24 protein-coding genes are annotated in these 23,961 nt (G+C 71.7%); 14 read left to right on the top strand and 10 right to left on the bottom strand.

Going from position 1 to position 23,961, the window contains the following annotated elements:
* Window positions 1–20 precede the first annotated feature (20 nt).
* The 5 genes from ACIBAF_RS32825 to ACIBAF_RS32805 all read right to left on the bottom strand — a co-directional run bounded on the left by ACIBAF_RS32825 (window position 21) and on the right by ACIBAF_RS32805 (window position 5,130).
* Window positions 21–212, bottom strand: a complete 192-nt coding sequence (locus ACIBAF_RS32825; protein ID WP_399467862.1) for a ferredoxin — start codon at window positions 210–212, stop codon at window positions 21–23.
* Between the two features lie 61 nt (window positions 213–273).
* Window positions 274–1,656: an ABC transporter substrate-binding protein gene (locus ACIBAF_RS32820; RefSeq protein ID WP_399467834.1), complete on the bottom strand. Its 1,383-nt coding sequence runs from the start codon at window positions 1,654–1,656 to the stop codon at window positions 274–276.
* A gap of 59 nt (window positions 1,657–1,715) precedes the next feature.
* Window positions 1,716–2,921: a CaiB/BaiF CoA transferase family protein gene (locus tag ACIBAF_RS32815; RefSeq protein ID WP_399467833.1), complete on the bottom strand. Its 1,206-nt coding sequence runs from the start codon at window positions 2,919–2,921 to the stop codon at window positions 1,716–1,718.
* Window positions 2,918–4,402, bottom strand: coding sequence for an aldehyde dehydrogenase family protein (locus tag ACIBAF_RS32810; RefSeq protein WP_399467832.1), 1,485 nt, complete (start codon window positions 4,400–4,402; stop codon window positions 2,918–2,920). The genes ACIBAF_RS32815 and ACIBAF_RS32810 overlap by 4 nt, the downstream gene beginning before the upstream one ends.
* A complete protein-coding gene (locus tag ACIBAF_RS32805) occupies window positions 4,399–5,130 on the bottom strand; it encodes an SDR family oxidoreductase (RefSeq protein WP_399467830.1) in 732 nt (243 codons plus the stop codon). Before ACIBAF_RS32805 ends, ACIBAF_RS32810 begins: the two co-directional genes overlap by 4 nt.
* A 183-nt stretch (window positions 5,131–5,313) precedes the next feature.
* Between ACIBAF_RS32805 and ACIBAF_RS32800 the strand changes: the two genes are divergently transcribed.
* Complete coding sequence (locus tag ACIBAF_RS32800) at window positions 5,314–6,120, top strand: TauD/TfdA dioxygenase family protein (RefSeq protein WP_399467829.1); 807 nt, start codon at window positions 5,314–5,316, stop codon at window positions 6,118–6,120.
* Complete coding sequence (locus ACIBAF_RS32795) at window positions 6,117–6,857, top strand: SDR family NAD(P)-dependent oxidoreductase (protein ID WP_399467828.1); 741 nt, start codon at window positions 6,117–6,119, stop codon at window positions 6,855–6,857. The genes ACIBAF_RS32800 and ACIBAF_RS32795 overlap by 4 nt, the downstream gene beginning before the upstream one ends.
* A gap of 46 nt (window positions 6,858–6,903) precedes the next feature.
* Here ACIBAF_RS32795 and ACIBAF_RS32790 read toward each other — a convergent pair whose 3' ends face one another.
* From ACIBAF_RS32790 to ACIBAF_RS32780, 3 genes are read right to left on the bottom strand one after another with little or no spacing between them, the layout of a single operon-like run.
* Complete coding sequence (locus ACIBAF_RS32790; protein ID WP_399467827.1) at window positions 6,904–7,695, bottom strand: enoyl-CoA hydratase; 792 nt, start codon at window positions 7,693–7,695, stop codon at window positions 6,904–6,906.
* A 24-nt stretch (window positions 7,696–7,719) separates the two neighbouring features.
* A complete protein-coding gene (locus ACIBAF_RS32785; RefSeq protein ID WP_399467826.1) occupies window positions 7,720–8,877 on the bottom strand; it encodes an acyl-CoA dehydrogenase family protein in 1,158 nt (385 codons plus the stop codon).
* Complete coding sequence (locus ACIBAF_RS32780) at window positions 8,877–9,731, bottom strand: acyl-CoA dehydrogenase family protein (RefSeq protein ID WP_399467825.1); 855 nt, start codon at window positions 9,729–9,731, stop codon at window positions 8,877–8,879. Before ACIBAF_RS32780 ends, ACIBAF_RS32785 begins: the two co-directional genes overlap by 1 nt.
* Before the next feature lie 151 nt (window positions 9,732–9,882).
* Here ACIBAF_RS32780 and ACIBAF_RS32775 point away from each other — a divergent pair, with 151 nt between their 5' ends.
* Window positions 9,883–10,722 carry a TetR/AcrR family transcriptional regulator gene (locus ACIBAF_RS32775; protein ID WP_399467824.1) on the top strand — a complete coding sequence of 280 codons (840 nt, stop codon included), beginning with the start codon at window positions 9,883–9,885 and terminating at the stop codon, window positions 10,720–10,722.
* A 380-nt stretch (window positions 10,723–11,102) separates the two neighbouring features.
* Here the strand turns inward: ACIBAF_RS32775 and paaZ are convergent, their stop codons facing one another.
* Together paaZ and ACIBAF_RS32765 are read right to left on the bottom strand one after the other, a co-directional pair.
* On the bottom strand, window positions 11,103–12,650 hold the full coding sequence (gene paaZ / locus ACIBAF_RS32770; RefSeq protein WP_399467823.1) for a phenylacetic acid degradation bifunctional protein PaaZ: 1,548 nt from the start codon (window positions 12,648–12,650) through the stop codon (window positions 11,103–11,105).
* A gap of 89 nt (window positions 12,651–12,739) precedes the next feature.
* Window positions 12,740–13,636 carry a VOC family protein gene (locus ACIBAF_RS32765; protein ID WP_399467822.1) on the bottom strand — a complete coding sequence of 299 codons (897 nt, stop codon included), beginning with the start codon at window positions 13,634–13,636 and terminating at the stop codon, window positions 12,740–12,742.
* A gap of 81 nt (window positions 13,637–13,717) precedes the next feature.
* Here ACIBAF_RS32765 and ACIBAF_RS32760 point away from each other — a divergent pair, with 81 nt between their 5' ends.
* From ACIBAF_RS32760 to ACIBAF_RS32710, 11 genes are all read left to right on the top strand, one after another.
* Entirely contained in the window at window positions 13,718–14,308 is a 591-nt protein-coding gene (locus ACIBAF_RS32760; protein WP_399467821.1) for a carboxymuconolactone decarboxylase family protein, read from the top strand.
* Window positions 14,305–15,153 carry a fumarylacetoacetate hydrolase family protein gene (locus tag ACIBAF_RS32755; RefSeq protein ID WP_399467820.1) on the top strand — a complete coding sequence of 283 codons (849 nt, stop codon included), beginning with the start codon at window positions 14,305–14,307 and terminating at the stop codon, window positions 15,151–15,153. The genes ACIBAF_RS32760 and ACIBAF_RS32755 overlap by 4 nt, the downstream gene beginning before the upstream one ends.
* Window positions 15,154–15,187: 34 nt before the next feature.
* Complete coding sequence (locus tag ACIBAF_RS32750) at window positions 15,188–15,730, top strand: MarR family winged helix-turn-helix transcriptional regulator (RefSeq protein ID WP_399467819.1); 543 nt, start codon at window positions 15,188–15,190, stop codon at window positions 15,728–15,730.
* A 131-nt stretch (window positions 15,731–15,861) separates the two neighbouring features.
* On the top strand, window positions 15,862–16,392 hold the full coding sequence (locus ACIBAF_RS32745) for a cupin domain-containing protein (RefSeq protein WP_399467818.1): 531 nt from the start codon (window positions 15,862–15,864) through the stop codon (window positions 16,390–16,392).
* Window positions 16,389–17,588, top strand: a complete 1,200-nt coding sequence (locus ACIBAF_RS32740) for a cytochrome P450 (protein ID WP_399467817.1) — start codon at window positions 16,389–16,391, stop codon at window positions 17,586–17,588. Before ACIBAF_RS32745 ends, ACIBAF_RS32740 begins: the two co-directional genes overlap by 4 nt.
* Window positions 17,589–17,611: 23 nt before the next feature.
* Window positions 17,612–17,935, top strand: a complete 324-nt coding sequence (locus ACIBAF_RS32735; protein ID WP_399467816.1) for a 2Fe-2S iron-sulfur cluster-binding protein — start codon at window positions 17,612–17,614, stop codon at window positions 17,933–17,935.
* Window positions 17,932–19,185: an NAD(P)/FAD-dependent oxidoreductase gene (locus ACIBAF_RS32730; protein ID WP_399467815.1), complete on the top strand. Its 1,254-nt coding sequence runs from the start codon at window positions 17,932–17,934 to the stop codon at window positions 19,183–19,185. The genes ACIBAF_RS32735 and ACIBAF_RS32730 overlap by 4 nt, the downstream gene beginning before the upstream one ends.
* Window positions 19,182–20,639, top strand: a complete 1,458-nt coding sequence (locus ACIBAF_RS32725; protein ID WP_399467814.1) for a class I adenylate-forming enzyme family protein — start codon at window positions 19,182–19,184, stop codon at window positions 20,637–20,639. Before ACIBAF_RS32730 ends, ACIBAF_RS32725 begins: the two co-directional genes overlap by 4 nt.
* A gap of 109 nt (window positions 20,640–20,748) precedes the next feature.
* Entirely contained in the window at window positions 20,749–21,861 is a 1,113-nt protein-coding gene (locus tag ACIBAF_RS32720) for an alcohol dehydrogenase catalytic domain-containing protein (protein WP_399467813.1), read from the top strand.
* A 28-nt stretch (window positions 21,862–21,889) separates the two neighbouring features.
* Window positions 21,890–23,080, top strand: coding sequence for an acyl-CoA dehydrogenase family protein (locus tag ACIBAF_RS32715; RefSeq protein WP_399467812.1), 1,191 nt, complete (start codon window positions 21,890–21,892; stop codon window positions 23,078–23,080).
* Window positions 23,077–23,961: a 3-hydroxybutyryl-CoA dehydrogenase gene (locus ACIBAF_RS32710; protein ID WP_399467811.1), complete on the top strand. Its 885-nt coding sequence runs from the start codon at window positions 23,077–23,079 to the stop codon at window positions 23,959–23,961. Before ACIBAF_RS32715 ends, ACIBAF_RS32710 begins: the two co-directional genes overlap by 4 nt.

Genomic DNA, 23,961 nt, shown 5'->3' with positions numbered 1-23,961 from the left:
GGGGTGCCTGCTCTCTGCGCTCAGAAGACGCTGATCGCCCGCTCGGGACAGGACCGGACGGCTTCGACGACACGGTCTTCCTGGCCCTCGGGGACCTCCTCGACGGCCGGTGCGGAGTGCCCGTCGATGTCGCTCAGCTCGAAGACCTCCGGGGCACGCATGAAGCACAGGGTGTGACCCTGGCAGCGCTCGGGGTCGACGCGTACCTTCACGTCACTCAACTCCCCTTCTTTTCCAGTCGGTTCAGGCCAGGTCAGGTCAGGTCAGGCCAGGTCAGGTCAGGTCGGAGAGGGACTTGCCGACGGAGGCGAGGGTGGCGGGCTCGCCGTAGTTCCCCTTGTACTTGTAGACGGGGGCGTCGCAGCGGTAGGCGCCCTGATCCGGCTTGAAGTCGGCCGGCTGCCACCCCTTGGCAGTCGCCTCGACGACGGAGTAGCACGTGGGCGGTTCCTTCGAGGCGAGGTCGAAGGGCGCCTGGAGCCCGCCCGCCGTCCAGTCCGTGTTCTTCAGCGCGTTGTCGTACACGCACGTGCGCGTGAGTTCGGCGCAGTCGCGGGCCGAGGTGGCGAACAGCAGCCAGGCGGAGAAGGCGCGCAGCACCGGGTAGGTGATCTGCTTGTCGGGCGCGTACTTCTTGAACAGGTCGATGACCTGCTGCGTGGCCGGGTTGTCGGCCGCGCTCTCCAGCGGTGCGGTGGCGGCCAGTTCGGCGTAGTTGTGCTGCTTGGCCAGGGCCGCGCCGGCGAGTTGCGGGAACGCGGGGCCGTAGGCGTTGTTGTTGGCGTCGATCCAGTCGGGGGTGTAGCCGATGTTGGTGAGGGCCTGCTCCAGCTTGGCGAGGCTCGCGAAGTCCCCCAGGAAGACCAGACCCCTGACGTCCTTGGCCTTGATGGACTGGGCATAGGGGGTCCAGTCGGAGACGCCGGCCGCCGGATAGAGGTCGGTGTAGGAGACCTTGCCGCCGAGGCCCGCGACGGCTTCCTTGAACTGGGCGGACATCACCTTGGTGACGGGGGAGTCGCCGGAGATGATGCCCACCTGCTGTGCGGAGTCGGGGTACTTGTCCTTGATCAGCCAGCTGTAGTAGCCGGCGTACTGGAAGTATCCGGCCACGGGCTGCGAGGCGATCACCTGGAGGTCGGAGCCGATGGCGCCGATCTGACTGGACTGGCCGGGGAAGTTGGGCAGCAGGCACTTGAGGCGGTCCTGCACACCCAGGGCGTCCAGCGCGGCGCCGCCGCCGACGAGCGCGAAGTCGGCCTTGCAGGCTTCGAGCACGCGCTGGCGGACCTCCATGAGCTTGGTGTCGCGGGTGACGGGGGCGAGCTGCCGTCCGTTGATACCGCCCGCGTCGTTGCACCAGTCGGTGAACACCTCGGCGGCGTCCGTGAATTCGGACTTCTTGGTGAACCCGACGTCCGACATCACACCGACCTGGATCTTCTTGTCGGTGACGCCCTGGACCGACGACGGCTTGGCGGTGCCGGGGCCGCAGACGTTCTTGAGGGCGCCGAAGTCGGCGGAGGCCGCGGACGCGCCGGCGGCCGGGGTCGCCTTCCGTGCGGCGTCGGTGTTCGTGTCGTCGTCGGAGCGGGTGGAGCAGCCGGCCAGCAGCACCGCGACCACGGTGACCGAGCCGATCAGCAGCCTGCGCAAGGTGCCTCCTCGGGGAGCTCGGACGCCGTCGTCCGAGGGAGGTGAGGAAAGGTGCGGGGTCAGGTGACCGCGCCGCCCGCCTTGAGGGCGAGGATGCGGTCCCAGTCGTAGCCGAGCTCGGAGAGGATCTCCTCCGTCTGTGCGGCGAACTCGGGAGCGGGGCCGAGGGGCGTGTCCTCGACGTCGAACTGGACCGGGCTGGCGACGAGTTCGAGCTCGCCGGCCTGTCCGATGTAGCCGTTGGCGCGCACCTGCGCGTCGGCGGCGGCCTGGAGCGTGTCCTGGACGGGCGCCCAGGGGCCCTCCAAGGCGGCGAGGTCCCGTGACCACTCGGCGAGGGTGCGGGTGGCGATCACCTCGCGCAGGATCTTCACGGCGTCGTCGGTGTGGGCGGCGATGGACTCGGCGGTGGCGAAGCGGGGGTCGCCCGCCAGGTCGGGGCGGCCGAGGCAGCGGCAGACGTTCGCCCAGAACTTCGCCGGCTGGAGCATGACGAAGGACAGGTAGCGGTCGTCGGAGGTGCGGTAGAGCCCGGAGAGCGGGTTGGCGGGCGAGCCGTGGGCGCTGGGCGTGACGCCCTCCCAGGCCCGGTCGAGGTGCAGGGACAGACCGATGGAGTGGCCGAGCGCCCACAGGCCGCTGCCGAGCAGGGAGACGTCGACGACGGAGGTCTCGCCGGTGCGTTCACGGCGCAGGAGCGCGGCCGCGATGCCGCCCGCCAGGTTGGTGCCGGAGATCGTGTCGCCGTAGGCCGGGCCCGGCGGGCTGACCATGCCCTCGGTGCCGGGCGGGGTGATGGAGGCGGCCGTGCCGGCGCGGGCCCAGAAGGCGGTCATGTCGTAGCCGCCCCGGTCGGACTCGGGGCCGCGCGGCCCGAGGGCGCTGCCGCGCGCGTAGACGATGCGCGGGTTCACGGCGCGGATGTCGTCGACGTCGATGGCGAGGCGGGCGCGGGAGGCGGGCAGGAAGCTGGTGAGGAACACGTCCGCGCGCCTGACCAGCTCGTTCAGCACGTCGCGGCCCTCGGGCGACGCCATGTCGAGGCCCAGGGAGCGCTTGCCGCGGTTGGCGTGGGCCACGTTGGGGTTGGGGTCGCCCTCCACCTTGAAGGCGCCGGTCTGGCGCAGGCCGCGCTGCGGGTCCCCGGTGACGGCGTGCTCGACCTTGACGACGTCGGCGCCCCAGTCGGCGAGCACGGCGCCGGCCGAGGGCACGAACCCGTACATGGCTGCCTCCAGAACCCGGATGCCCTCCAGCGGCCTCACGCCGACTCCTGCGGTGCGACCACCCGGGCGAGCGACTTCTCCTCCAGGAACTCCTCGAAGCCCGCCCGTCCGCTCTCCCGGCCGACGCCGGACTGCTTGTAGCCGCCGAAGGGCACATCGGGGGCGAAGTAGTTGCCGCCGTTGATGGAGAAGGTGCCGGTGCGGATCCGGCGGGCGACGCGGATCGCGCGCTCCTCGTCGGCGCTGTGGACGGCCCCCGACAGGCCGTACTTGGAGTGGTTGGCGATGCGGACGGCGTCGTCCTCGTCGTCGAAGGGGATCACGGCGAGGACCGGGCCGAAGACCTCCTCCTGGGCGATCTCGCTGTTCGGGTCGACGCCTGCGAGCAGGGTCGGCTCGTAGAACCAGCCGGGGTCGATCCGGTGGCCGCCGCGTACGAGGGTCGCCCCGTCGGCGACGGCCCGCTGGACCATGGCGTCGACCTTGTCGCGCTGCTGCTCGCTGATGAGCGGGCCCATGGCGGTCTTCGGGTCGGTGGGATCGCCGACCTGGACGCGTTCGAGGCCGGCTGCGACGAGCTGCACCATCCGGTCGTGGTGGGCGCGCGGGACGAGGAGTCGGGAGGTGAGCGCGCAGCCCTGGCCGGCGTGGGAGCAGATGGTGAACGCGGCGAACATGGCCGACTTCACGAGGTCCGCGTCCTCGAAGACGATCATCGCGGACTTGCCGCCGAGTTCGAGGAAGACCTTCTTCACGGTGTCCGCGGCGGCGGCCATGATGCGGCGGCCGACGGCGGTCGAGCCGGTGAAGGTGACCGCGTCCACGTCCGGGTGTGTGGTGAGGAGTTGTCCGACCTCGGCGCGCGAGGAGCTGAGGACGTTGACCACGCCCGGCGGGATGTCGGTGTGCTCCGCGATGAGTTCGCCGAGCGCCAGGGTGATGAGCGGGTTCTGCGGGGCGCCCTTCAGGACGACGGTGCAGCCCGCGGCGAGCGCGGGGGCGAGTTTGGCGAGGGCGAGCTGGTTGGGGTAGTTGTACGGCAGGATCGCGGCGACGACCCCGGCGGCCTCCTTCTCCACCCAGCGGTGGTGGCGCCGGCCGCGTGACTCGATCTCGCCCAGGTCCTCGCTGAACTCGTAGCCCTCCAGCAGGTCGGCGTAGAACTTCACGATGCCGATGGGCTCGTCGAGCTGGGGTCCGTGGGTGAGCTGGAGCGGGGCGCCGACCTCGGCGATGGTCAACTCGCGTAGTTCCTCGCGGTGTTCCAGGAGGGCCTGGTGCAACTGGCGCAGGCAGCGCAGCCGCAGGTCCTTGTCGGTGGACCAGTCGGTGGTGTCGAAGGCGCGGCGGGCGGCGGCGATCGCGGTCTCGGCGTCGGCCGAGGTGGCGTCGGGGGCGTGGCCGAGCAGGTCGCCGGTGGCGGGGTTGTGGGAGGCGAAGGTGGTCTCGGCGGCGGTCAGCTTGCCGTCGATCAGCTGGGACTTGACGACCAGGGAGGGCTTTGGGGCCGAGGTGCTCACAGCCGCACCACCGATCCGCCGTCCACGGCGACGACCTGGCCGGTGACCCAGGCCGCGTCGTCGGAGAGCAGGAAGAGCAGGGCGCCGGCCTGGTCGGCCGGGGTGCCCATGCGCTTGAGGGCGAAGGACTGCACCATGGCCGTGCGCTGTTCCTCCGGGATGATCGAGCGGGCCGCTTCGGTGTCCGTGGGTCCGGGCGCGATCGCGTTGACGCGGATGCCCCGGCCGCCGAGTTCGGCGGCGAGGGAGACGGTGAGGTGGTTGACGCCGGCCTTGGCGAGCCCGTAGAAACCGGTGGGCTGCCAGGCCGCGGTGGACGACTGGTTGACGATGGCCGCGCCCTCCTGGAGGTGGGGCAGGACGGCACGGGTCATGTGCAGCGCGCCCAGCAGGTTCACCTTGAGGAACCGGTCGAGGTAGTCGTAGTCGACGGTGACGATGCCCTCGCGGCGCATCCCGTGGAACACGGCGGCATTGTTGACCAGGTAGTCGATGCGCCCGAGTTCATGGACGACGGTGTCGGCGAGCTGCTGTGCCGAGGCCGGGTCGGCCACGTCGACCCGTACGAAGAGCGCGTCGCCGATCTCCTTGGCGACGCGCTGTCCCTGCTCCTCGTTCAGTTCGGCGACGACGACCTTCGCGCCCTCCGCGGCCAGCGCCTTGGCGTACCCCTCGCCGATGCCCTGCCCGGCCCCGGTGACGATCGCCACCTTGTCCTTGAACCGCATCCCAGCCCTCCTCGCTCGGTCGAACCCCCGATGTCGGACCCCGGATGTCAGACCCCGGATGCTGCGGAAACTACATTCTCTGTTTGCGCGAATCAAGCATTCGGACGAGAGAAGACGATGCTCTCCTCTTCCGGCGCCGAACATGGTGAGAATATGATTCTCATGTATGGAAGGGGTATTTCCATGATCGAATCGAAGGCCTTGAGCCCGTCGCTCGGGGTGGAGTTCGTCGGCGTGACCGACCCGCTCGACGACGCCTTCGTCGAACGCGCCGCCGAAGCCCTCAAGTGGCGGGGGGTGCTGCTCCTCCGCGGACTGCACCTCGACGACGACCGGCAGCTCGCGTTCAGCCGCAGGCTGGGCGAGGTCGTCGCGCTGCGCGGCCAGGAGATCTTCCCGATCTCCATCAACCCGGCGAAGAGCAGAAGCGCCAAGTACCTGAAGGGGGCGTTCCACTGGCACCTCGACGGCACCACCGACGACATCCCCGTCAAGGCGACCACGCTGACGGCCCGTCATGTCGCCACGGTCGGCGGCGGAACGGAGTTCGCCAGCACCTACGCCGCCTACGACAACCTGCCGGAGAAGGACCGCGAGCGCTACGAGAACCTGCGGGTGGTGCACAGCTTCGAGGCCGCGCAGCGGCTGGTGACCCCGGACCCCACCGAGGAGGAGCTGGCCGGCTGGCGCACCCAGCCCACCCACGAGGTCGCCCTGGTGTGGCGGCGCCGGGACGGCCGCCGTTCCCTCGTCACCGGCGCGACCGCCGACCACGTCGTCGGCATGGACCCCGGGGAGAGCCGGGCCCTGCTCGACGAACTCCGCGACTGGAGCACCCAGGAACGGTTCCGCTACGCGCACGACTGGGCGGTCGGCGACCTGGTGGTGTGGGACAACACCGGGATCCTGCACCGGGCGCTGCCCTACGACGAGCGCTCCGAGCGGCTGCTGCACCGGACGACGGTCGTCGGCGACGAGGCCTTCGCATGAGCCCGGAAGCAGCGGCGGCGGCCGCGGGCCCGGTCCGGACGGCGGTCGTCACGGGCGGCGCCTCGGGCATCGGCCGGGCCGTCGCCCGGCGGCTCGCCGCGGACGGCATGAAGGTCGCCGTCCTCGACATCACGCCCGCCGAGGAGGGCTACGGCCTCCTCGTCGACGTCACCGACCGGGCGCAGGTCGACAAGGCGATGGACGCGGTGCGCGAGCGCCTCGGGCCGGTGTCGGTACTGGTCAACGCGGCCGGCAAGGACGGTTTCACACGCTTTCGCACACTGTCCTTCGCGGACTGGCAGCGGGTCGTCGACGTCAACCTCAACGGCGTCTTCCACTGCGTGCAGTCCGCCCTGCCGGACATGTGGGACGCCCGCTGGGGCCGGATCGTCAACATCTCCTCCTCCAGCGCGCACTCGGGACAGCCGTTCATGGCGCACTACGTCGCGGCCAAGTCCGCGGTGAACGGGCTCACCAAGTCCCTGGCCCTGGAGCTGGGCCCGCGGGGCATCACCGTCAACGCGGTCCCCCCGGGCTTCGTCGACACCCCGATGCTGCGCTCCGCCGAGCAGAAGGAGCAGCTGGGCGGCTCCATCGAGGACCACATCGCCCGCACTCCGGTCCGCCGGGTCGGGCGCCCCGAGGACATCGCGGCCGCCTGCTCGTTCCTGGTGTCGGAGGAGGCCGGCTACATCACCGGCCAGATCCTCGGGGTGAACGGGGGCCGCAACACCTGACGGGGTCAGGGGTCGCCGGGAGGGGGCGGCGCAGGCGCGGGTGCGCTCACCCGTTCCTGAGCCGCTCCTTCATCTCGTCGAGGCGGGTCAGGATCGGGAAGCCGTCCACGCTCAGGGCGTTGCCGTGACCGGTCTGGTGGACGTCGAAGACGGACTGCAGGGCGGCGTAGAAGCCCTGGACGTCGAGCGTCTGGTTGACGGCGCGTTTGGCCTGGCGCAGACCGAAGGGCGGCATCAGAGCGATCCGGGCGGCCAACGCCCGGACGGACGCGTCGAGTTCGTCCAGGGGCACCACCTTGTTCACCATGCCCGCCTGCTCGGCCTCGGCTGCGGTCAGCGGCCGGCCGGTGAACAGGATCTCCTTGGCCTTGCGCGCACCCAACTCCCAGGTGTGGCCGTGGTATTCGACTCCTCCGATGCCCATGTGCACCACCGGGTCGGAGAACTCGGCGTTCTCGGCCGCCACGATCAGGTCGCAGGGCCAGCACAGCATCAGCCCGGCGGCGATGCACTTGCCCTGGACGGCGGCGATGGTGGGCTTGGGCAGGTTGCGCCACTTCAGCGCGTACTCCAGATAGCGGCGCGTCTCGGCGTCGTAGATCCATTCCAGGGTGATCTCGCCGGGTCCCGGCCAGCGGTCCTTGAGGTCGTGCCCGGCGGAGAAGTGACGGCCGTTGGCGCGCAGGACGACCACCCGCACGTCCGCGTCGCGGCCGGCCCGGGCGAAGGCCGCGTCGAGGTCGTCGAGGAGCGCCATGGTCTGGGCGTTGGCGGCCTCGGGGCGGTTGAGGGTGATCGTCGCGACGCCGTCCTCGGCCGCGTAGAGGATCTGGTCCATACGGCTGGCTCCTGAAAGGGGTGGTCAGCGGGGCAGGCCGAGGATGCGCTCGGCGATGATGTTGCGCTGGATCTCGCTGGTGCCGCCGGCGATGGTGCCGGCGAAGCTGCGCGCGTACCGCTCGAACCAGCTGGAGACGAACGCCTCGTTGTTCATGTGGTGGTGCGGGCCGGTCAGCGCCGGATGCAGCAGCCCCTCCGCGCCGTGCGCCTCCAGCGCGTGCAGCGAGGCGGACTGGACGGCCTCGGAGCCCAGCAGTTTGAGGACGGAGATCCCGGCGGGGTCGCGGCCCGGGCCGAGCCGGCGGTAGCCCAGCAGGCGCAGCGCCTGGAGGTCCATGCGGAGCGTGGCGTACCACTCCTGGCCGGCTCCGGCGTCGGCCGCGTCGCGGATCAGGTCCTCCAGGCGTTCGGCGTACGACAGCCAGAGCAGGGTGCGTTCATGGCCGAGGGAGCCGTTCGCCACCCGCCAGCCCCCGCCGAGCGGGCCGACGAGGTTCTCCCGGGGCACGCGCACGTCGGTGAGGAACACCTCGTTGAAGTCGAGGTCGTCCTCGGCGGCGATCGAGCCGAAGGGGCGGCGGACGACGCCCTCGGCGTTCGTGGGGATGAGAAGGGCGCTGATGCCCTTGTGCTTGGGCGCGTCGGGGTCGGTGCGGACGAAGGCGAGCAGGACGTCGGCGTCGTGTGCGCCGGAGGTCCAGATCTTCTGGCCGTTCACCGTGAAGGCGTCCCCGTCGAGGACGGCGCGGGTGCGCAGGGACGCCAGGTCCGAGCCGGCCTCGGGTTCGCTCATGCCGAGGGCCGCAGTGATCTCCGCGCGCAGGATCGGCACCGCCCAGCGGGATTTCTGCTCCTCGGTGCCGAAGGTGAGCAGCGAGGCGGCGATGATGCCGAGGCCCTGGGGGTTGAAGCTGTGGTAGATCCGGCGGTGGGCCAACTCCTCCAGATGGGCGAGTTGTTGGGGCAGGGTGGCGTTCCGGCCGCCGTACTCGGGCGGCTGTCCGGGCAGCAGCCAGCCGTGGTCGAAGAGGGTGCGCTGCCAGCGGCGTGCCCAGTCGGGGACGTGGGCGCTGGAGCGGGAGCGTTCGCGCGCCTCGGCCTCGGCGGGCATACGGGCGTCGAGGAAGACCGCGAACTCGGCGCGGAACGCAGCCACTTGGTGGTCGTCGGCAAGCCTCATCAGATGACCAGCGCTTTGCGGTGGACGGCCGCGGCGCCCAGGAGCAGATCGCAGGCCTGGGCCCGCTTGAGAACGAACTGCAGCTCGTTCTCCCAGGTGAAGCCCATGGCGCCGAAGAGCTGCAGGCCGTGCCGGAGGACCAGGCGCTGGCACTCCCCCGCGGCGGCCTTGGCCATGTGCGCGGCGTCCGTGCGACGCGGGTCGTCCTCGGCGATCGTGAGGGCCGCGAAGTGGGTGAGCGCACGGGCGCGTTCGATCGCCACGTGCATGTCGGCGGCCTTGTGCTTGACCGCCTGGAAGGAGCCCAGCGGTCTGCCGAACTGCACCCGCTGCTTCACATGGGCGAGGGCGAGGTCGAGGATGCGACGGCAGGCGCCGACCGCGGTGGCGGCGAGGCCCACGAGGGCCAGGTCCGGCACCCCTGCGACGAGTTCTCCCCGGCCTTCGACATGGGCCACGTGGAGCTGGGGGTCGAGGACGGGCACCCGTTCGGCGGCCAGGTCGGCGCCGCGTACGACGGTGACGCCGTCGGGGGTGAGCAGCGCGACCTCGTCGGCGCGGTCGGCGTCGAGGACGAAACGGCCGGCGCCGTCGAACACGGCGGTGCCGCTGCCCTCGGGGAGCCGGCCCGCCAGCGGGGCGAACCAGGTGGCGGTGGCCAGGAACGGGGTGGGGTCGGCGACGTGGCCGAGCTCCTCCAGGATCAGGGCCAGTTCGAGCGGAGGCGCCTCCAGCCAGCCGAGCCTCACATAGGTGTCCCACTGCCGGTCCTCGGGCCGGCCGCGCACCTTGGCGACCGTCTCGCGGACCGTGCGCCGCAACAGCCGCTGGTCTTCGTCGAGTTCGAACTCCACGCCCGGCCTCCGCCCTCTCATCGTACCGGCGACACCATCGGGCGAGAATAACATTCTCGCTATCGGGAAGTAAGAGTCTTGTTTCTGGGGGAGCGCAGTTCGGTAGGGGGCGCGCCCTCCCCTTTCACATATGTGGAGTACCGTTCTACCCATGAGCGCCGTCCCCGTAGAACCGGTTGAGCCACCCGAGCCCGCCTGGCGGCAGCGCGCCGTCGAGCGCTCCACCCGCGCCGCGAAGCTCCGCGCCGAGCAACGCGTGCAGCGCTTCCTGGACGCGGCCCAGGAACTGATCGCCGACAAGGGCACCACCGACTTCACGGTGCAGGAGATCGTCGAGCGTTCCCGGCAGTCGCTGCGCAGCTTCTACCAGCACTTCGACGGAAAGCACGAGCTGCTGCTCGCGCTGTTCGAGGACGCCCTGTCGCGTTCGGCCGTCGAGATCCGCGGGGCCGCCGCAGCCGGCCGCGACCCGCTGGACAAGCTCCGCATCGCCGTCGACCTGCTCTACCGCTCCTCCGAACCCAAGTCGGGCGCGCAGTCCCCGCTGTTCACGGACTTCGCCATCCAGCTGCTCGTCAGCCATCCCGACCAGGTGGCCACCGCGCACCTGCCGCTGCTGGGCTTCTTCACGGAGCTGGTGGAAGAGGCCGTCGCGGCGGGCCAGGCCGTCTCCCCGAAGCCGCGCCGCACCGCCTCGCTCATCATGCAGACGGCGATGTTCACGGCCCGCGCCCCTTCGGCGCCGGTCGGCGCGCATCCCTCGCCCATCTCCGCGCAGGAGGTGTGGGCGTTCTGCCTGGGCGGGATCACGGGCCCGGCGGTCGCCGCGGGCACGACCGAGGCGCCGCTCGACGAGGAGCAGCCGGGCGCCTCCGCGAAGAAGTCCCCCGCCGCGCCGGCCGCCAGGAAGACGGCGGGCACGCGCAGGACGGCGACGAAGAGCACCGCCGCGAAGTCGGCCACGACGAGGACACCGCGCAGCAAGACCTGACCCCACACGGTCCGTCATCAGGGTCCCCGTAGGTCTCCCCTACGGGGACCCTGATGACACGGGAATGCTGCGGCACGGGGACCCACTGACACGGGAACCCAGCCGCACGGGGACCCCCTGACACGGGAACCCAGCCGCACGGAGACCCACTGACACGGGAACCCAGCCGCACGGAGACCCACTGACACGGGAACCCAGCCGCACGGAGACCCACTGACACGGGAACCCAGCCGCACAGGGACCCACTGACACGGGAACCCAGCCGCACAGGGACCCACTGACACGAGGACCGGCTGCCACCAGGACCGGGCTGCCATCAGGACCGGCTGCCACCAGGACCGGGCTGCCACGGGGACCCGCTGCCGGGGCAGCCCGGTCGGCTACGCTCCCAGCGAGCCCAGCACCCGCCGCGACCCCTGGACCGCGGTCCGCTGCATCAGGTCCAGCACGCCCCGGATCCCCGCCATCTCCGATCCGCCGCCGGCCCGTCCGGGCCCTCCGTGCCGCAGTGCGGGAAGGGGGGATCCGTGTCCCGTGGTCTGGCCCATCGTCGCGGAGTCCAGCAGGTGCAGCCGTCCGTGCCAGGCGGCGGCCTCCGCCACGAAGCCGACCGTCCAGGCCACGTCGTCGCTCACCACCGACGCGGCGAGGCTGCCGCGTCCGCGCGCGAGCAGGTCCGCCGCATGTGCGGTGTCCCGGTAGGCCAGCACCGTCGCCGCCGGGCCGAACGGTTCGACCTCGTGGGGCGCGGCGGCGTCCGGGTCGGCGGAGACCAGGAGGGTGTCGAGGAAGGCGCCCCGCTCGGGGTCTGCGTCGACCAGGCGCACCTTCTCCGGGTCGCCGTGCACGAAGCGGCCGGACTCGGCGATCCTGCGCACGGCCCGGCGTACGTCGTCGCGCTGGGCGAGGCTGACGACCGCGCCCATGGTCACGCCCGCCGCGGCGGGGTTGCCGACGGTCACCCCGGCCAGCCCGGCGGAGATCGCGTCGAGGGCGGCGGACTCGTGTGCGCCGGGGACGAGGACGCGGCGGATCGCGGTGCACTTCTGGCCCGCCTTGACCGTCATCTCGGTCACCACCTCGCGCACGAACGCGTCGAAGAGCGGCGAGCCGGGGGCGACGTCCGGGGCGAGCACGATCGCGTTGACCGAGTCCGCCTCCGCGTTGAAGCGCACTGAGCGGGCGACGAGGTTGCGATGCGTGCGCAGGGTCTCGGCGGTGGCGGCGGAACCGGTGAAGGAGAGGACGTCCTGCTCGCCGAGCAGACCGAGCGCCGGCCGCACCGAGCCGACGACGAGTTGCAGCGTCCCCGGCGGCAGCACACCGGCGTCCGTCACGATCCGGACCAGGCGCTCGGTGAGGTACGAGGTCGGCGTGGCCGCCTTCACCACGCTCGGCATGCCCGCCAGCACGGCCTGGGCCAGCTTCTCCAGGGGCGCCCACACGGGGAAGTTGAAGGCGTTCACCTGGAGCATCAGACCCGGGGACGGCGTGACCAGATGGACGCCCAGGAAGTCCTCGCCCCGGGCGAGGCGTTCGGCGGGGCCCTCGACGAGGTGCGGCGCGTCCGGGAGTTCGGCCCGCGCGCGGGCGGCGTAGTCGCGCAGGACGCGGATGCCGCCGTCGACGTCGTAGCGGGCGTCGTTCAGGGTCGCTCCGGCGCGGGCGGAGAGGGCGTACAGCTCCTCGCGGCGGGCGCGGACACACGCGGCGACGGCGTCCAGGAGGTCGGCGCGCCGGTGGAAGGTCAGAGCCCGCAGCGCCGGGCCGCCGACCCGGCGCGCGTGGTCGAACGCGCCGGCGAGGTCGAGGCCCTCGGAGGAGACCCGGCAGACCAGCTCTCCGGTGACCGCGTCGTGTACGTCGGCCGCCGTGCCGTCGGCGGCCGCGGGGGTGACCCAGGTGTCCTGCAGATGACTCGGAAGCATGGGATGCGGCCCGCTTTCTTCGAGGAGACTTTCGAGGAGGCTTCGAGGCTTTCGAGGAGGCTTCGGGGAGGGTCGGCTCGGCCGGCGGGTCAGTCGACCGGGTGGTGGCCCCAGATGTCGGCGGTGTAGACCCGGCTGACCCAGGTGCTCTCGTCGACCTGCACACCGCCCGCGCCGATCTCGATGCCGAAACCGGCCGGCGAGGTCATGTAGAACGAGAACATCCCGTCGTTGGCGTGCTTGCCGAGCGTGGCCATGAGTTTCACGTCGTGCTCACGCGTGCGGTCGAGGGCGCGGCCGACCTCCTCCGGGCTGGTCACCTCGCACAGGATGTGGTGGGTGCCCTCGTTCTTGTACGACCGGATGAAGGCGATGCTGTGGTGCCGCGGGTTGCAGCCGAGGAAGTGGAACGTGCCCCAGGGGTAGTCGGCGGTGTCGCTGAGCCGGAAGCCCAGGACGTCGCAGTAGAAGTCCACCGCCTCCTGCACGTGCGGAGTCTTCATCACCACGTGGCCGAGCCCCTGCTCCCCGGTCACGAAGTCGACGCCGAGCGGTGAGACGAATTGGCCGGCGGCGAGACGGCGGCCGCAGAACAGCTCGGTGCGGATGCCGAGCGGGCCGGTGAAGTGCACCATCCGGGCCACCTGGCGGTCCCGGCACTCCGCGTCCGTGCCGACGGACACCTCGACGCCGGCCTCCTTGAGGCGGACCGTCATCTCGTCGATCGCCGCCGGGTCGCGCACCTCCCAGCCGATGACCGTCACGCCCCCCGTCGGCGCCTTCGTCAGCCACATGCGGAACGGGTGCTGGTCCATCCGCAGCCGGTAGCGCACCGGCCCCTCCGGACCCTCCGCCTCACCTGGCTCACCCGGCTCACCCGGCTCACCCGGCTCGACGGCGAGGCCTATCACGTTGCGGGCGTACTCCGCCCATGCTGTCGGGTCGGGCGCACCGATGCCCACGTACCCAAGGCTCTGGATCGTCATGACGAGGACGATATTTGTTAGACCCTTGACGGTCAAGACTCATACGAATACGTTGACGTCATCGAGCCGAGGAGGTCTCCGATGTCGGGAGAAGTGCCCGAGAAGGCCCGTGTGCGACCCCGCGACGAGGGCGAGCTGCACGAGAAGACACTGGCGTCGCTGGCGCCGTACCGCGACCGGGACGGCCGGATCTACACGATCTGGGCGACCCTCGCGCACCACGAGGACGCGCTGCGCCGCTTCATCGTCTTCGGCAACCACGTGCTGGGGAAGAACACCCTGCCGCTGCCGTCCCGGGAGCTGATGATCCTTCGGATCGCCGCCCGTGCACAGGCCGCGTACGAGTGGGACCAGCATGTCCGCATCGCCCGCCGCGCCGGGCTCGCCGACGACACGATCCTGGCCGCCGCGACCGGCGAGTGGGACGCGCTGGACGAGCTCGACCGGGTGCTGCTCGCCGCCACCGACTCCCTCGTGGACCGCCAGGGCGTGGACGACGAGCTGTGGGACCGGCTGACCGGGCGCCTGAGCGTCGAGCAGGTCATCGACGTCCTCTACACCGTCGGCCAGTACCTCACCATCGCCACCGTCATCAACACCCTCGGCGTCCAGGTGGAGGGCGAGCTCGCCCTGCCCCTGCCGGTTGTCCAGCAGAAGGAAGAAGCCGCATGAAGCTCGCCAACCTCGCCGGGCGCCCCGTCGTCGTCCGTGACGACCGTGCCCTCGACATCGCGGACGCCAGCAAGGGAGCGATCGAGCCGCGCCTGGAGGTGCTCTGTGACCTCGCCCTCCACGACGAGCTGCGCGCGATCGCCGAGCGCGCCGACGACGCCGACTTCAAGCCCTTCGACCGGCACGACCTGGGCCGCGTGGCCAAGCCGTACAAGGCGATCGGGGTCGCCCTGAACTACCGCGCGCACGCCGAGGAGTCCAACCTTCCCGTACCGGACGAGCCGTCGGTGTTCGCCAAGTTCGCCTCCTCGGTCGTCGGCCCCTACGACGCGATCGTGGTGGAGGCGCAGTACGACAAGGTCGACTTCGAGGCGGAGCTCGTGGTCGTCATGGGCAAGGCCGGCAAGAACATCTCCGAGGCCGACGCCTGGTCCCACGTGGCCGGCGTCACCGCAGGTCAGGACATCAGCGACCGCAAGGAACAGTGGCGCAAGCCGATCAACCAGTTCACGCTGCCGAAGTCGTACGACACCTTCAGCCCGATCGGCCCGTACCTGGTCACGCTCGACGAGTTCGCCGACCCCGACGACATCGAGGTGGCCGGCTGGGTCGACGACCTGGAGGTCCAGCGGGGCCGTACCTCCGACCTGATCTTCAGCGTGCCCGAGCTGATCGCCTGGCTGTCGAAGCGGGTGACGTTCGAACCCGGCGACCTGATCTTCACCGGCACCCCGGCCGGCTGCGGGGTCCGGCGCACCCCGCGGCTGTACCTCACCGCGGGCAAGGTCCTGCGGACCGAGGTCACCGGTGTGGGCACTATGGTCAATCCGGTCGTCGGCGGCTGACACCGGCGAGGCCTCAAGAGAAGGGCGGGAGACCGTGACGGACACCGTGCGCGAACCGGAGACCTCGGGGACGAGCCGGACCCGGGAGTTCTCGGAGCTGCTGCGCCACCGGCATCGCGAGCTGGGCACGACCGACCCCCGGGATCTCGACGCGATCGAGATGGTCACCGACCTCACCCGTCTCGAAGCCCGGCTGACCAAGGACTTCGAGAAGCACGTCCACCGGCCGCTCGGCCTGACCTGGGCGGGCTTCAGGATCCTGAACTCCCTGTGGGTCTACGGTCCGCTCGGCCAGCAGGACATCGGCCGGGTGTCCGGATCCACCCGGGCCAGCATCTCCAGCGCGCTCGCGACCCTGGAGAGCCGCGGCCTCGTCACCCGCGAGCGGGTGGAGAGCGACCGCCGCCAGCTGTTCGTCGAGCTGACGGCGGAGGGCCGCGAGACGCTGCGGCAGGCCATCGAGGCGCAGACCGAGCGCGAGCGGGCCTGGACCGGCGTGCTGCGTGACGACCAGCTCAGTGAACTGGTGCATCTGCTGCGTACGCTGGTGAACCAGGAGACCCCGCCCGCGGAGTGAACCGGGCCCGGGGAACCGGCCCCCACATACAGGACCTGTGCTCGGAGCCGCCGTAGCACAGCCGCAGAAAACAGTTAGAACTCTTACCGTCAAGCATTAGACAGTTGGTTGGTTTCTCAAGGGAGAGAATCATGGTCCGTCGTGTCGTCACCGGTGTCGATCCCAGTGGCAAGCCCGTGATCGTCAGTGACGGCGAGCCGCCCGTCACCCGCCAGTACACCCACACCCCCGGCTTCGCCCGCTCCCTGGTGTGGACCACGACGGCTCCCCCCGCCCCGTCGGCCGACCCGACGGAATCTGTGAAGTCCTACGTGCCCGCCCCCGGCGAGACGATCGCCCTGACCGTCACCTTCGCGCCGGCCAGTGTCTACGCCGAGCCGGGCTTCGATCCCGCGGCCGCCGGCGCCGAGCAGCTGGAGGCCACCCCGGGTCTGGCCGAGCTGTTCGAGCTCGACAACCCGGGCATGCACACCACGCCGACCGTGGACTACGGCGTCGTCCTGTCCGGCGAGCTGGTCCTCGACCTCGACGGCGGCGAGACGGCCGTACTGAAGCCCGGCGACCTGATCGTGCAGAACGGCACGCGGCACGCCTGGCGCAATCTCGGCACGGAGCCCGCGACGGCGTTCTTCGTCCTGATCGGCGCGGGCGGCGGGTCATGAGCGCCCTGACGGCGGCGGCGCCCGGCGCCCCGGTCGTCGACCTCGACCTCGCCGAACTGCGCCGCGACCCCTACCCCGCCTACGCCGAGCTGCGCCGCACCGCCCCGCTCGCCTGGGTCCCCTCGGTCGGCCGGCATCTGCTCACCCGGTACGACGACATCGTCCACGCGGAGAAGCTCCCCGAGGTGTTCAGCTCGCGCGAGGAGGGCTCGCTGCTGCTGCGCACGGTCGGCCCGAACATGCTCCGCGAGGACGACCCGAACCACCGGCGGCTGCGCGCCGCCGCCGAGCCGCCGACCCGCCCGCGCCAGGTCCGCGACCTGTGGGCAGGCGCCTTCGAGCGCACCGCGCACGAACTGCTCGACGGGATCGCCGGCCGGGGCGAGGCAGACCTGATCGCCGACTTCGCCGAGCCGCTCGTCGCCGCCGACCTGGCCCTGGTGCTCGGGCTGCGCGACGCGAGCGCCGAGGAGGTCGCCGACTGGTCGCGGGCCATGATGGCCGGCAACAGCAACTACGCCGACGACCCGGACGTCTGGCTGCGCGCCGAACAGGCCACCCGGGCCATCGAGGACGCGGTGGCCCGGGCCGCCGAGGCCGCCCTGCGCGAGCCCGACGGCTCGGTGATCTCCTCCATGGTCCACGCGGCCGACCCCGTAGCCCTGACGGAGATCCAGAACAACGTCAAGGTCATCATCGGCGGAGGCGTCAACGAGCCGCGTGACGTCTTCGGCGTGGGGGCCTGGGCGCTGCTGAACCGCCCCGAGGCACTGGACCGGGTCCTGGCGGATCCGGCGAGCTGGAAGCGGGTCTTCGAGGAGAGCGCCCGCTGGATCTCGCCGATCGGCATGTACCCGCGCCAGCTCACCCAGGACTACGAGATCGCCGGGCTGGCCCTGCCCGCCGGCAGCCGCGTGGCGCTCGTCATCGCCTCGGGCAACCGGGACGAGTCGGTGTTCGAGCGGGCCGACGAGTTCGACCTCGGCCGGCCGCACCGGCCGCACCTCGCCTTCGGCGGCGGACCGCACTTCTGCATGGGCGCGTGGGTCGCGCGCCACGAGGTCAGCGCGATCGCCTGGCCCCTCATCTTCAGCCGCCTCAAGGGGCTCCGGCTCGCCGAAGGCGCGCAGAGCCGCATGGACGGCTGGGTGTTCCGCGGGCCGACCTCGCTGAACGTCACCTGGCAAGCAGCCTGAGCCGTCCCCATCGGGAGGACTTCATGCCCACCGTCATCTTCCAGTTGCCCGACGGGACCGAACGCAAGGTCACCGCCGCGTCGGGGACCGTGCTCATGCAGGCGGCCGTCGCGAACGGCGTCCAGGGCATCGTCGCCGAGTGCGGCGGGAACGCCTCCTGCGCGACCTGCCATGTCTACGTCGACGCCGCCCAGTCCGAGCTGGCGGGAGGGCCGAACGACGTCGAGGACGAGATGCTGGACTTCACCGCCGCCGAACGCCGGCCCACCAGCCGGCTCAGCTGCCAGGTCGAGCTGACCGACGTTCTCGACCCACTGGTGGTCCACGTGCCCGAGGAGCAGGTATGAGCACAGGTACGACAGGCGCCGCGGGCGTGGTCGTCGTCGGCGGCGGGCAGGCCGGGTTCAGCGTCGCCTCGACCCTGCGGGCCTGCGGCTACGCCGGTCCGGTCACCGTGTTCGCCGCCGAGCCCCATCTGCCGTACCAGCGGCCGCCGTTGTCGAAGAAGGCCCACACCGAGCCGGACGAGCTGCGGGTCTCGCTGGTCCCGGAGTCCTTCTACGGCGAGCGGGACATCGAGCTGCGGCTCGGGGACGACGTGGTCGCCCTGGACACCGCCGCCCGCACGGTCCGCACCCGCGCCGGTCTGTGCGTGCCCTACGCCCATCTGGTGCTGGCGACCGGCGCCCGCAACCGGCCCCTGCCGGTGGCCGGCGCCGACCTGGCCGGGGTGCACGCCCTGCGCTCGCTCGACGACGCGCTGGCCGTCGGCCGGGCGCTGGCGACGGCCCGGGACGTGGTCGTCGTCGGCGGCGGCTTCATCGGGCTCGAACTCGCCCAGGTGGCCCGGGCCCGCGGCGCGCAGGTGACCGTCGTCGAACTCGCCGACCGGCTGCTGAGCCGGGCCGTCTCCCCGCAGCTCCAGGAACATCTGCGGCGGCGGCACGAGGAGTCCGGCGTCCGCGTCCTCACCGGGACGGCCGTGCAGCGGATCGAGGGCACGGACCGGGTCCGGCAGGTCGTGACGTCGGCCGGGGCCCTCCCCGCCGACCTCGTCGTGTACGGCATCGGCGCCGTCCCCCGGGACGAGCTGGCGCGGGACGCCGGTCTGGCCGTGGACGACGGTGTGCTCGTCGACGAGCAGCTCCGCTCGGTCACCGACCCGCGGGTCTCCGCCGTCGGCGACTGCGCCCGCCACCCCCACCCCCGCGCGGTGGGCCCGGTCCGGCTGGAGTCCGTGCAGAACGCCGCCGACCAGGGCGCGACCGTCGGCCGGCGCCTCGCCGGACAGCCCGCCCGGTACGAGAGCCTGCCGTGGTTCTGGAGCGACCAGGGCGCCGTCAAGCTGCAGATCGCCGGGCTGCGCGAGCCCTCCGACGACGTCCGGCTGGTGCCGGGCGACACTCCGGGACGACTGGCCGCGTACGCCTTCCGCGACGGCCGGCTGGTGGCCGTCGAGACGCTGGACTGGCCGGCCGAGCATCTGGCGGCCCGTCGGCTGCTGGAGCGGCGGACGCCGGTGCTGGCGGACGAGCTGGCAGGCACGACGCTGGGCGGACTCGCCCGCGCGAGACGGGCCGCGGAGGTGCGGGCATGACCACGACCTCCTGGTTCGGCGCCCACCTCGTGACCAGTGCGGCGCAGGCGGGCTCCCGGCCCGCCCTCGTGTTCGAGGACCGCTCCTGGACCTACGCCGAGCTGGACCGGGCGGTCCGGCGCGCGGTCGCCCGGCTCGACAAGTACGGAATCCGCCGGGGCGACCGGGTGGTGATGCAGGGCGCTGCCCGGCCCGAGGCGCTGATCACGCTGTTCGCGGTGACGCGCGTGGGCGCCGTCCTCGTCCCGCTGCACCCGCAGGTGACGGCCGGCGAGCTCGCGGTCGTGTGCGAGGAGACCGCCCCGACGGCTCTGGTCGCCGACGCGGGGTTCCCGGCGGGCACGGGCCTGCGGCTGACGTGGGAGGACCTGCATCCCGAGGACGAGGGTCCCGAGGCGCCCGTCTGCGATCCCCCGGCCGGCTCGGACGTCGCGGTGATCGCGTTCACGTCCGGGACCTCCGGCCGCCCCAAGGGCGTCGCGCTGACCCACGACAACCTGCACCGGAGCATGGCGGGCGGCCTGGCGCTGCTGCCCTTCGGCGAGGAGGACACCGCGCTCGTCTCCACCCCGCTGGCGCATGTCGCCGTGCTGGGCGGGCTTCCGCAGTGCACCTGGGCACGGCGCGGGACGGTCGTGCTGGCGCCGCGCTTCGACCCGGACCTCTTCGTCGACCTGGTCCGCGACCACCGGGTCACCTGCGCCTTCGCCGTCCCCGCCATGTCCGCCCTGCTGGCCCGCCACCCCCGCTTCGCCGGCGACGACCTGGACACCCTGCGGTGGATCCTGTCCGGTGGCTCACCGGCCCAGACCGCCGCCCGCGAGCAGTTCCGGGCCCGCGGGATCGGCGTGGTCAACTCCTACGGCTTGACCGAGACCAGCGCGGGCGTCACGTACTCCGCGCCCGACGAGCCGGCGACCTCCACGGGCTCCCCCGTCCCGGAGACGGAGGTGACGGTCGTGGACGCGACCGGTTCCCCCGCGCCGGTCGACACGCCCGGCGAGATCTGGGTGCGCGGGCCGTCGGTGGCTTCCGTGTACTGGACCGCCGCCGGGCCGGCGCCGGTGACCGACGCGGAGGGCTGGTTCCACAGCGGCGACCGGGGACGGTTCGACGAAGAGGGCCGTCTCACGGTCGTCGGCCGGCTCAAGGAGACCATCATCACCGGCGGCGAGAACGTCGACCCCGCCGAGGTCGAGAACGCGCTCGCCGACTTCCCCGGCGTCGTCGAGGTCGCGGTGTCGGGGGCGCCGGACCCGGTCTGGGGCGAGGTCGTGACCGCCTTCCTCGTCACCGACGCCGGCGCCCCGACCCTGGACGAGGTCCGCGGTCACCTCGACGGCCGGCTCGCCCGGCACAAGTGGCCCCGACGGCTGTGCGTCGTACCCGCACTGCCGCGCGGGGCCACCGGAAAACTGCAGCGCGCGCGACTGACGACGCTGCTGGACGACTGACTCCCCGTCAGCAAGACCGCACAGCCCTCTCATCGCTCCACAACTCCCGCAGACCGCACCGCCGTCGGTGCCGTCTGTCCCTCCCCTACCCTCACCCCGAGGAGACGCCATGAGTGCGACCATGCGAGCCGCGCGGATGCACCACGTCGGCGAGCCGATGAAGATCGAGGAACTGCCCGTTCCCGAGCCCGGCCCCGGTGACGTCCGCGTGGCCGTCCACGCCGTCAACATCGTCCCGAACCTCGCCAACATCCTGAACATGTGGACGACCTGGTTCCCGCACAGCCCCCTGCCGACCCTCCCGGCGATCTTCGGCCTGGATCCGGCAGGCGTGGTCGAGGCGGTCGGCGAGGGCGTCCAGGCGTTCAGGCCGGGCGACCGTGTGTACGTCAACCCGGGCCGCTCCTGCGGCTCCTGTCGCTCGTGCCGCAGCGGCGACTCGATCAACTGCGCCAGCTACGCGTTCGCCGGCTACTTCGGTTTCTCCCCGACCGCCGTCGACCTCCTCGACCGCTATCAGGGCGGCCTCGCCGAGTACATGGTGGCCCCGGCGTACAGCCTGGTGAAGCTGCCGGACTCGCTCTCCTTCGAGGCCGCGGCCCGTTTCGGCTACATCGGCACCATGTACTCGGCGCTGCGCAAGGCCGAGGCCGGGCCGGGCAAGCGGATCCTCGTCAACGGCATCAGCGGCACCCTGGGGATCGCCGCCGCGCTCCTCGCCCCCGCCATGGGGCTCACCCACGTGTACGGCACCGGCCGGGACAAGGCCCTGCTCGACAAGGTCGCCAAGCTGGCGGGCGGCCGACTGCGGCTGCACTCCCTGGACGACGGGCCGCTCGACGACTGGATCCGCGAGGAGACCGACGGCTACGGCGTCGACGTCTACATCGACGCCCTCGGCCCGGGCGCCCCGCACGAGACGTTCCGGGCGGGCATGCGGGCGATGGCGCGCGGCGGCATCGCGGTCAACATCGGCGCCGTCGCCGGTGATCTGCCGATCGACATCCACCGGATGATGGACCAGCAGCTGCGGCTGATCGGCTCGGCGTGGTTCACCTCCGCCGAGGGCCAGACCATGGCCGACATGGCGGAGGCCGGCCTGCTGGACCTGAGCCCGCTGGAGCACCACGTGTACCCCCTGGAGCAGGTCAACGACGCCATCGGCGGGATCGCCGTGCGCAACGGCGGCTTCAGCAACTTCATCATCAGCCCGACGGCCTGACCGCCGGCGCGTACTTAGGAGACTGACGATGCACGCACCGCACGCCGGCCGCCCGGCGGACCCTGACGACCTCCTGGAACTCGACAGCCTGCTCACCCCGGACGAGCGCGCCGTGCGCGACGCCGTGCGCACCTTCTGCGACCGGCGCGTCGATCCGTTCATCGCCGACTGGTTCGAGCAGGGCGAGATCGCGGACATCCGCGGACTCACCAAGGAACTCGGTGAACTCGGCCTGCTCGGCATGCACTTGGACGGCTACGGCTGCGCCGGGATGAGCGCGGTCGACTACGGCCTGGCCTGCCTGGAACTGGAGGCCACCGACTCCGGACTGCGTTCCCTGGTCTCCGTGCAGGGCTCGCTCGCCATGTACGCGATCCACGCCTTCGGCTCCGAGGAGCAGAAGGAGCAGTGGCTGCCGCGGATGGCGGCGGGCACGGCGATCGGCTGCTTCGGCCTCACGGAGCCCGACTCCGGCTCCGACCCGGGCAGCATGCGCACCGCGGCCCGCCGGGACGGCGAGGACTGGGTCCTCGACGGCCGCAAGATGTGGATCACGAACGGTTCGGTGGCCGACGTCGCCGTGGTCTGGGCCCGTACGGAGGACGGCATCCGCGGCTTCGTGGTCCCCACCGACACCCCCGGCTTCTCGGCGCCGGCCATCAAGCACAAGATGTCGCTGCGGGCGTCGGTCACCAGCGAGCTGGTCCTGGACTCCGTACGGCTGCCGGCGACGGCCGTGCTGCCCGAGGTCCGGGGGCTGCGCGGCCCGCTGTCCTGCCTCAACGAGGCCCGGTACGGCATCGCCTGGGGCGCGATGGGCGCCGCGCGTTCCGCCTTCCGGGCGGCCCTGGAATACGCCGGCGACCGGGTCCAGTTCGGCCGCCCCATCAGCGGATTCCAGCTGACCCAGGCCAAGTTGACCGACATGTCCCTCGAACTGTCCAAGGGCACGCTGCTGGCCCTGCACCTCGGCCGGATCAAGGACGACCGCGGGCTGCGGCCCGAACAGGTCAGCTACGGCAAGCTCAACAACACCCGTACGGCGCTGGAGATCTGCCGCAGCGCGCGCACGGTGCTCGGCGCCAACGGCATCTCGCTGGAGTACCCGGTGATCCGGCACGCCAACAACCTGGAGTCGATCCTCACCTACGAGGGCACGGTCGAGATGCACACCCTGATGATCGGCCAGGCGCTGACGGGCCAGGCGGCGTTCCGGTGAGCGCCGGGCCGGGCGCGGACATCCGCGGGGTCGGGGTCGTCGGCTGCGGTCTGATGGGCGCGGGCATCGCCGAGGTCTGCGCCCGGGCCGGCCTCGACGTCGTCGTCCACGAACCGAACCCGGGTGTGGCCGACGCCGGCCGCGCCCGGATCACCGCCTCCCTCGACCGCGGGGTACGACGCGGCAAGCTCTCCGGGGTCGACCGGGACGCCGCGCTCGCCCGGGTGCGGGTCTCCACCGACCTGGCGGACCTGGCCGACCGGGACCTGGTGGTGGAGGCGGCCACGGAGGACGAGAAGGTGAAGGCCGCGCTGTTCGCCGAGCTCGACCGGATCGTCGTCCGGGGGGACGCGCTGCTCGCGACGAACACCTCCTCCCTGCCCATCATGAAACTGGGCATGGCCACCGCCCGCCCGCACCAGGTGATCGGCGTGCACTTCTTCAACCCGGTGCCGGTGCTGGAGCTCGTGGAGATCGTGCCCTCTTTGCTGACGTCCCCTCAAACCCAGTCCCGTGCCGAGGAGTTCGTCACCCGGGTCCTGGGCAAGAAGGTGATCCGGGCCCAGGACCGGGCCGGCTTCGTGGTCAACGCCCTGCTCGTGCCCTACCTGCTCTCCGCGATCCGGATGCTGGAGTCCGGCCATGCCTGCGCCGAGGACATCGACGCCGGCATGGTCCTGGGCTGCGCCCACCCGATGGGGCCGCTGAGCCTGGCCGACCTGATCGGCCTCGACACCCTGACCGCCATCGCCGAGGCTATGTACGCGGACTTCAAGGACCCGCTGCACGCCCCGCCACCCCTGCTCCTACGGATGGTCGAGGCGGGCCTGCTGGGCCGGAAATCGGGCCGGGGGTTCCATGATTACGCCCGGGAACCCTAG

This window comes from Streptomyces sp. NPDC051677 (assembly GCF_044453465.1).
Taxonomy (GTDB): domain Bacteria; phylum Actinomycetota; class Actinomycetes; order Streptomycetales; family Streptomycetaceae; genus Streptomyces.
This window is presented reverse-complemented; position numbering and strand designations above follow the sequence as displayed.

Coding starts and splice junctions, on each gene's coding strand:
- ACIBAF_RS32805 (WP_399467830.1), bottom strand. CDS start 5,130: ATGCGGTTCAAGGACAAGGTGGCGATCGTCACCGGGGCCGGGCAGGGC.
- ACIBAF_RS32800 (WP_399467829.1), top strand. CDS start 5,314: ATGATCGAATCGAAGGCCTTGAGCCCGTCGCTCGGGGTGGAGTTCGTC.
- ACIBAF_RS32795 (WP_399467828.1), top strand. CDS start 6,117: ATGAGCCCGGAAGCAGCGGCGGCGGCCGCGGGCCCGGTCCGGACGGCG.
- ACIBAF_RS32790 (WP_399467827.1), bottom strand. CDS start 7,695: ATGGACCAGATCCTCTACGCGGCCGAGGACGGCGTCGCGACGATCACC.
- ACIBAF_RS32785 (WP_399467826.1), bottom strand. CDS start 8,877: ATGAGGCTTGCCGACGACCACCAAGTGGCTGCGTTCCGCGCCGAGTTC.
- ACIBAF_RS32775 (WP_399467824.1), top strand. CDS start 9,883: ATGAGCGCCGTCCCCGTAGAACCGGTTGAGCCACCCGAGCCCGCCTGG.
- paaZ (WP_399467823.1), bottom strand. CDS start 12,650: ATGCTTCCGAGTCATCTGCAGGACACCTGGGTCACCCCCGCGGCCGCC.
- ACIBAF_RS32765 (WP_399467822.1), bottom strand. CDS start 13,636: ATGACGATCCAGAGCCTTGGGTACGTGGGCATCGGTGCGCCCGACCCG.
- ACIBAF_RS32760 (WP_399467821.1), top strand. CDS start 13,718: ATGTCGGGAGAAGTGCCCGAGAAGGCCCGTGTGCGACCCCGCGACGAG.
- ACIBAF_RS32755 (WP_399467820.1), top strand. CDS start 14,305: ATGAAGCTCGCCAACCTCGCCGGGCGCCCCGTCGTCGTCCGTGACGAC.
- ACIBAF_RS32745 (WP_399467818.1), top strand. CDS start 15,862: ATGGTCCGTCGTGTCGTCACCGGTGTCGATCCCAGTGGCAAGCCCGTG.
- ACIBAF_RS32740 (WP_399467817.1), top strand. CDS start 16,389: ATGAGCGCCCTGACGGCGGCGGCGCCCGGCGCCCCGGTCGTCGACCTC.
- ACIBAF_RS32735 (WP_399467816.1), top strand. CDS start 17,612: ATGCCCACCGTCATCTTCCAGTTGCCCGACGGGACCGAACGCAAGGTC.
- ACIBAF_RS32730 (WP_399467815.1), top strand. CDS start 17,932: ATGAGCACAGGTACGACAGGCGCCGCGGGCGTGGTCGTCGTCGGCGGC.
- ACIBAF_RS32725 (WP_399467814.1), top strand. CDS start 19,182: ATGACCACGACCTCCTGGTTCGGCGCCCACCTCGTGACCAGTGCGGCG.
- ACIBAF_RS32720 (WP_399467813.1), top strand. CDS start 20,749: ATGAGTGCGACCATGCGAGCCGCGCGGATGCACCACGTCGGCGAGCCG.
- ACIBAF_RS32715 (WP_399467812.1), top strand. CDS start 21,890: ATGCACGCACCGCACGCCGGCCGCCCGGCGGACCCTGACGACCTCCTG.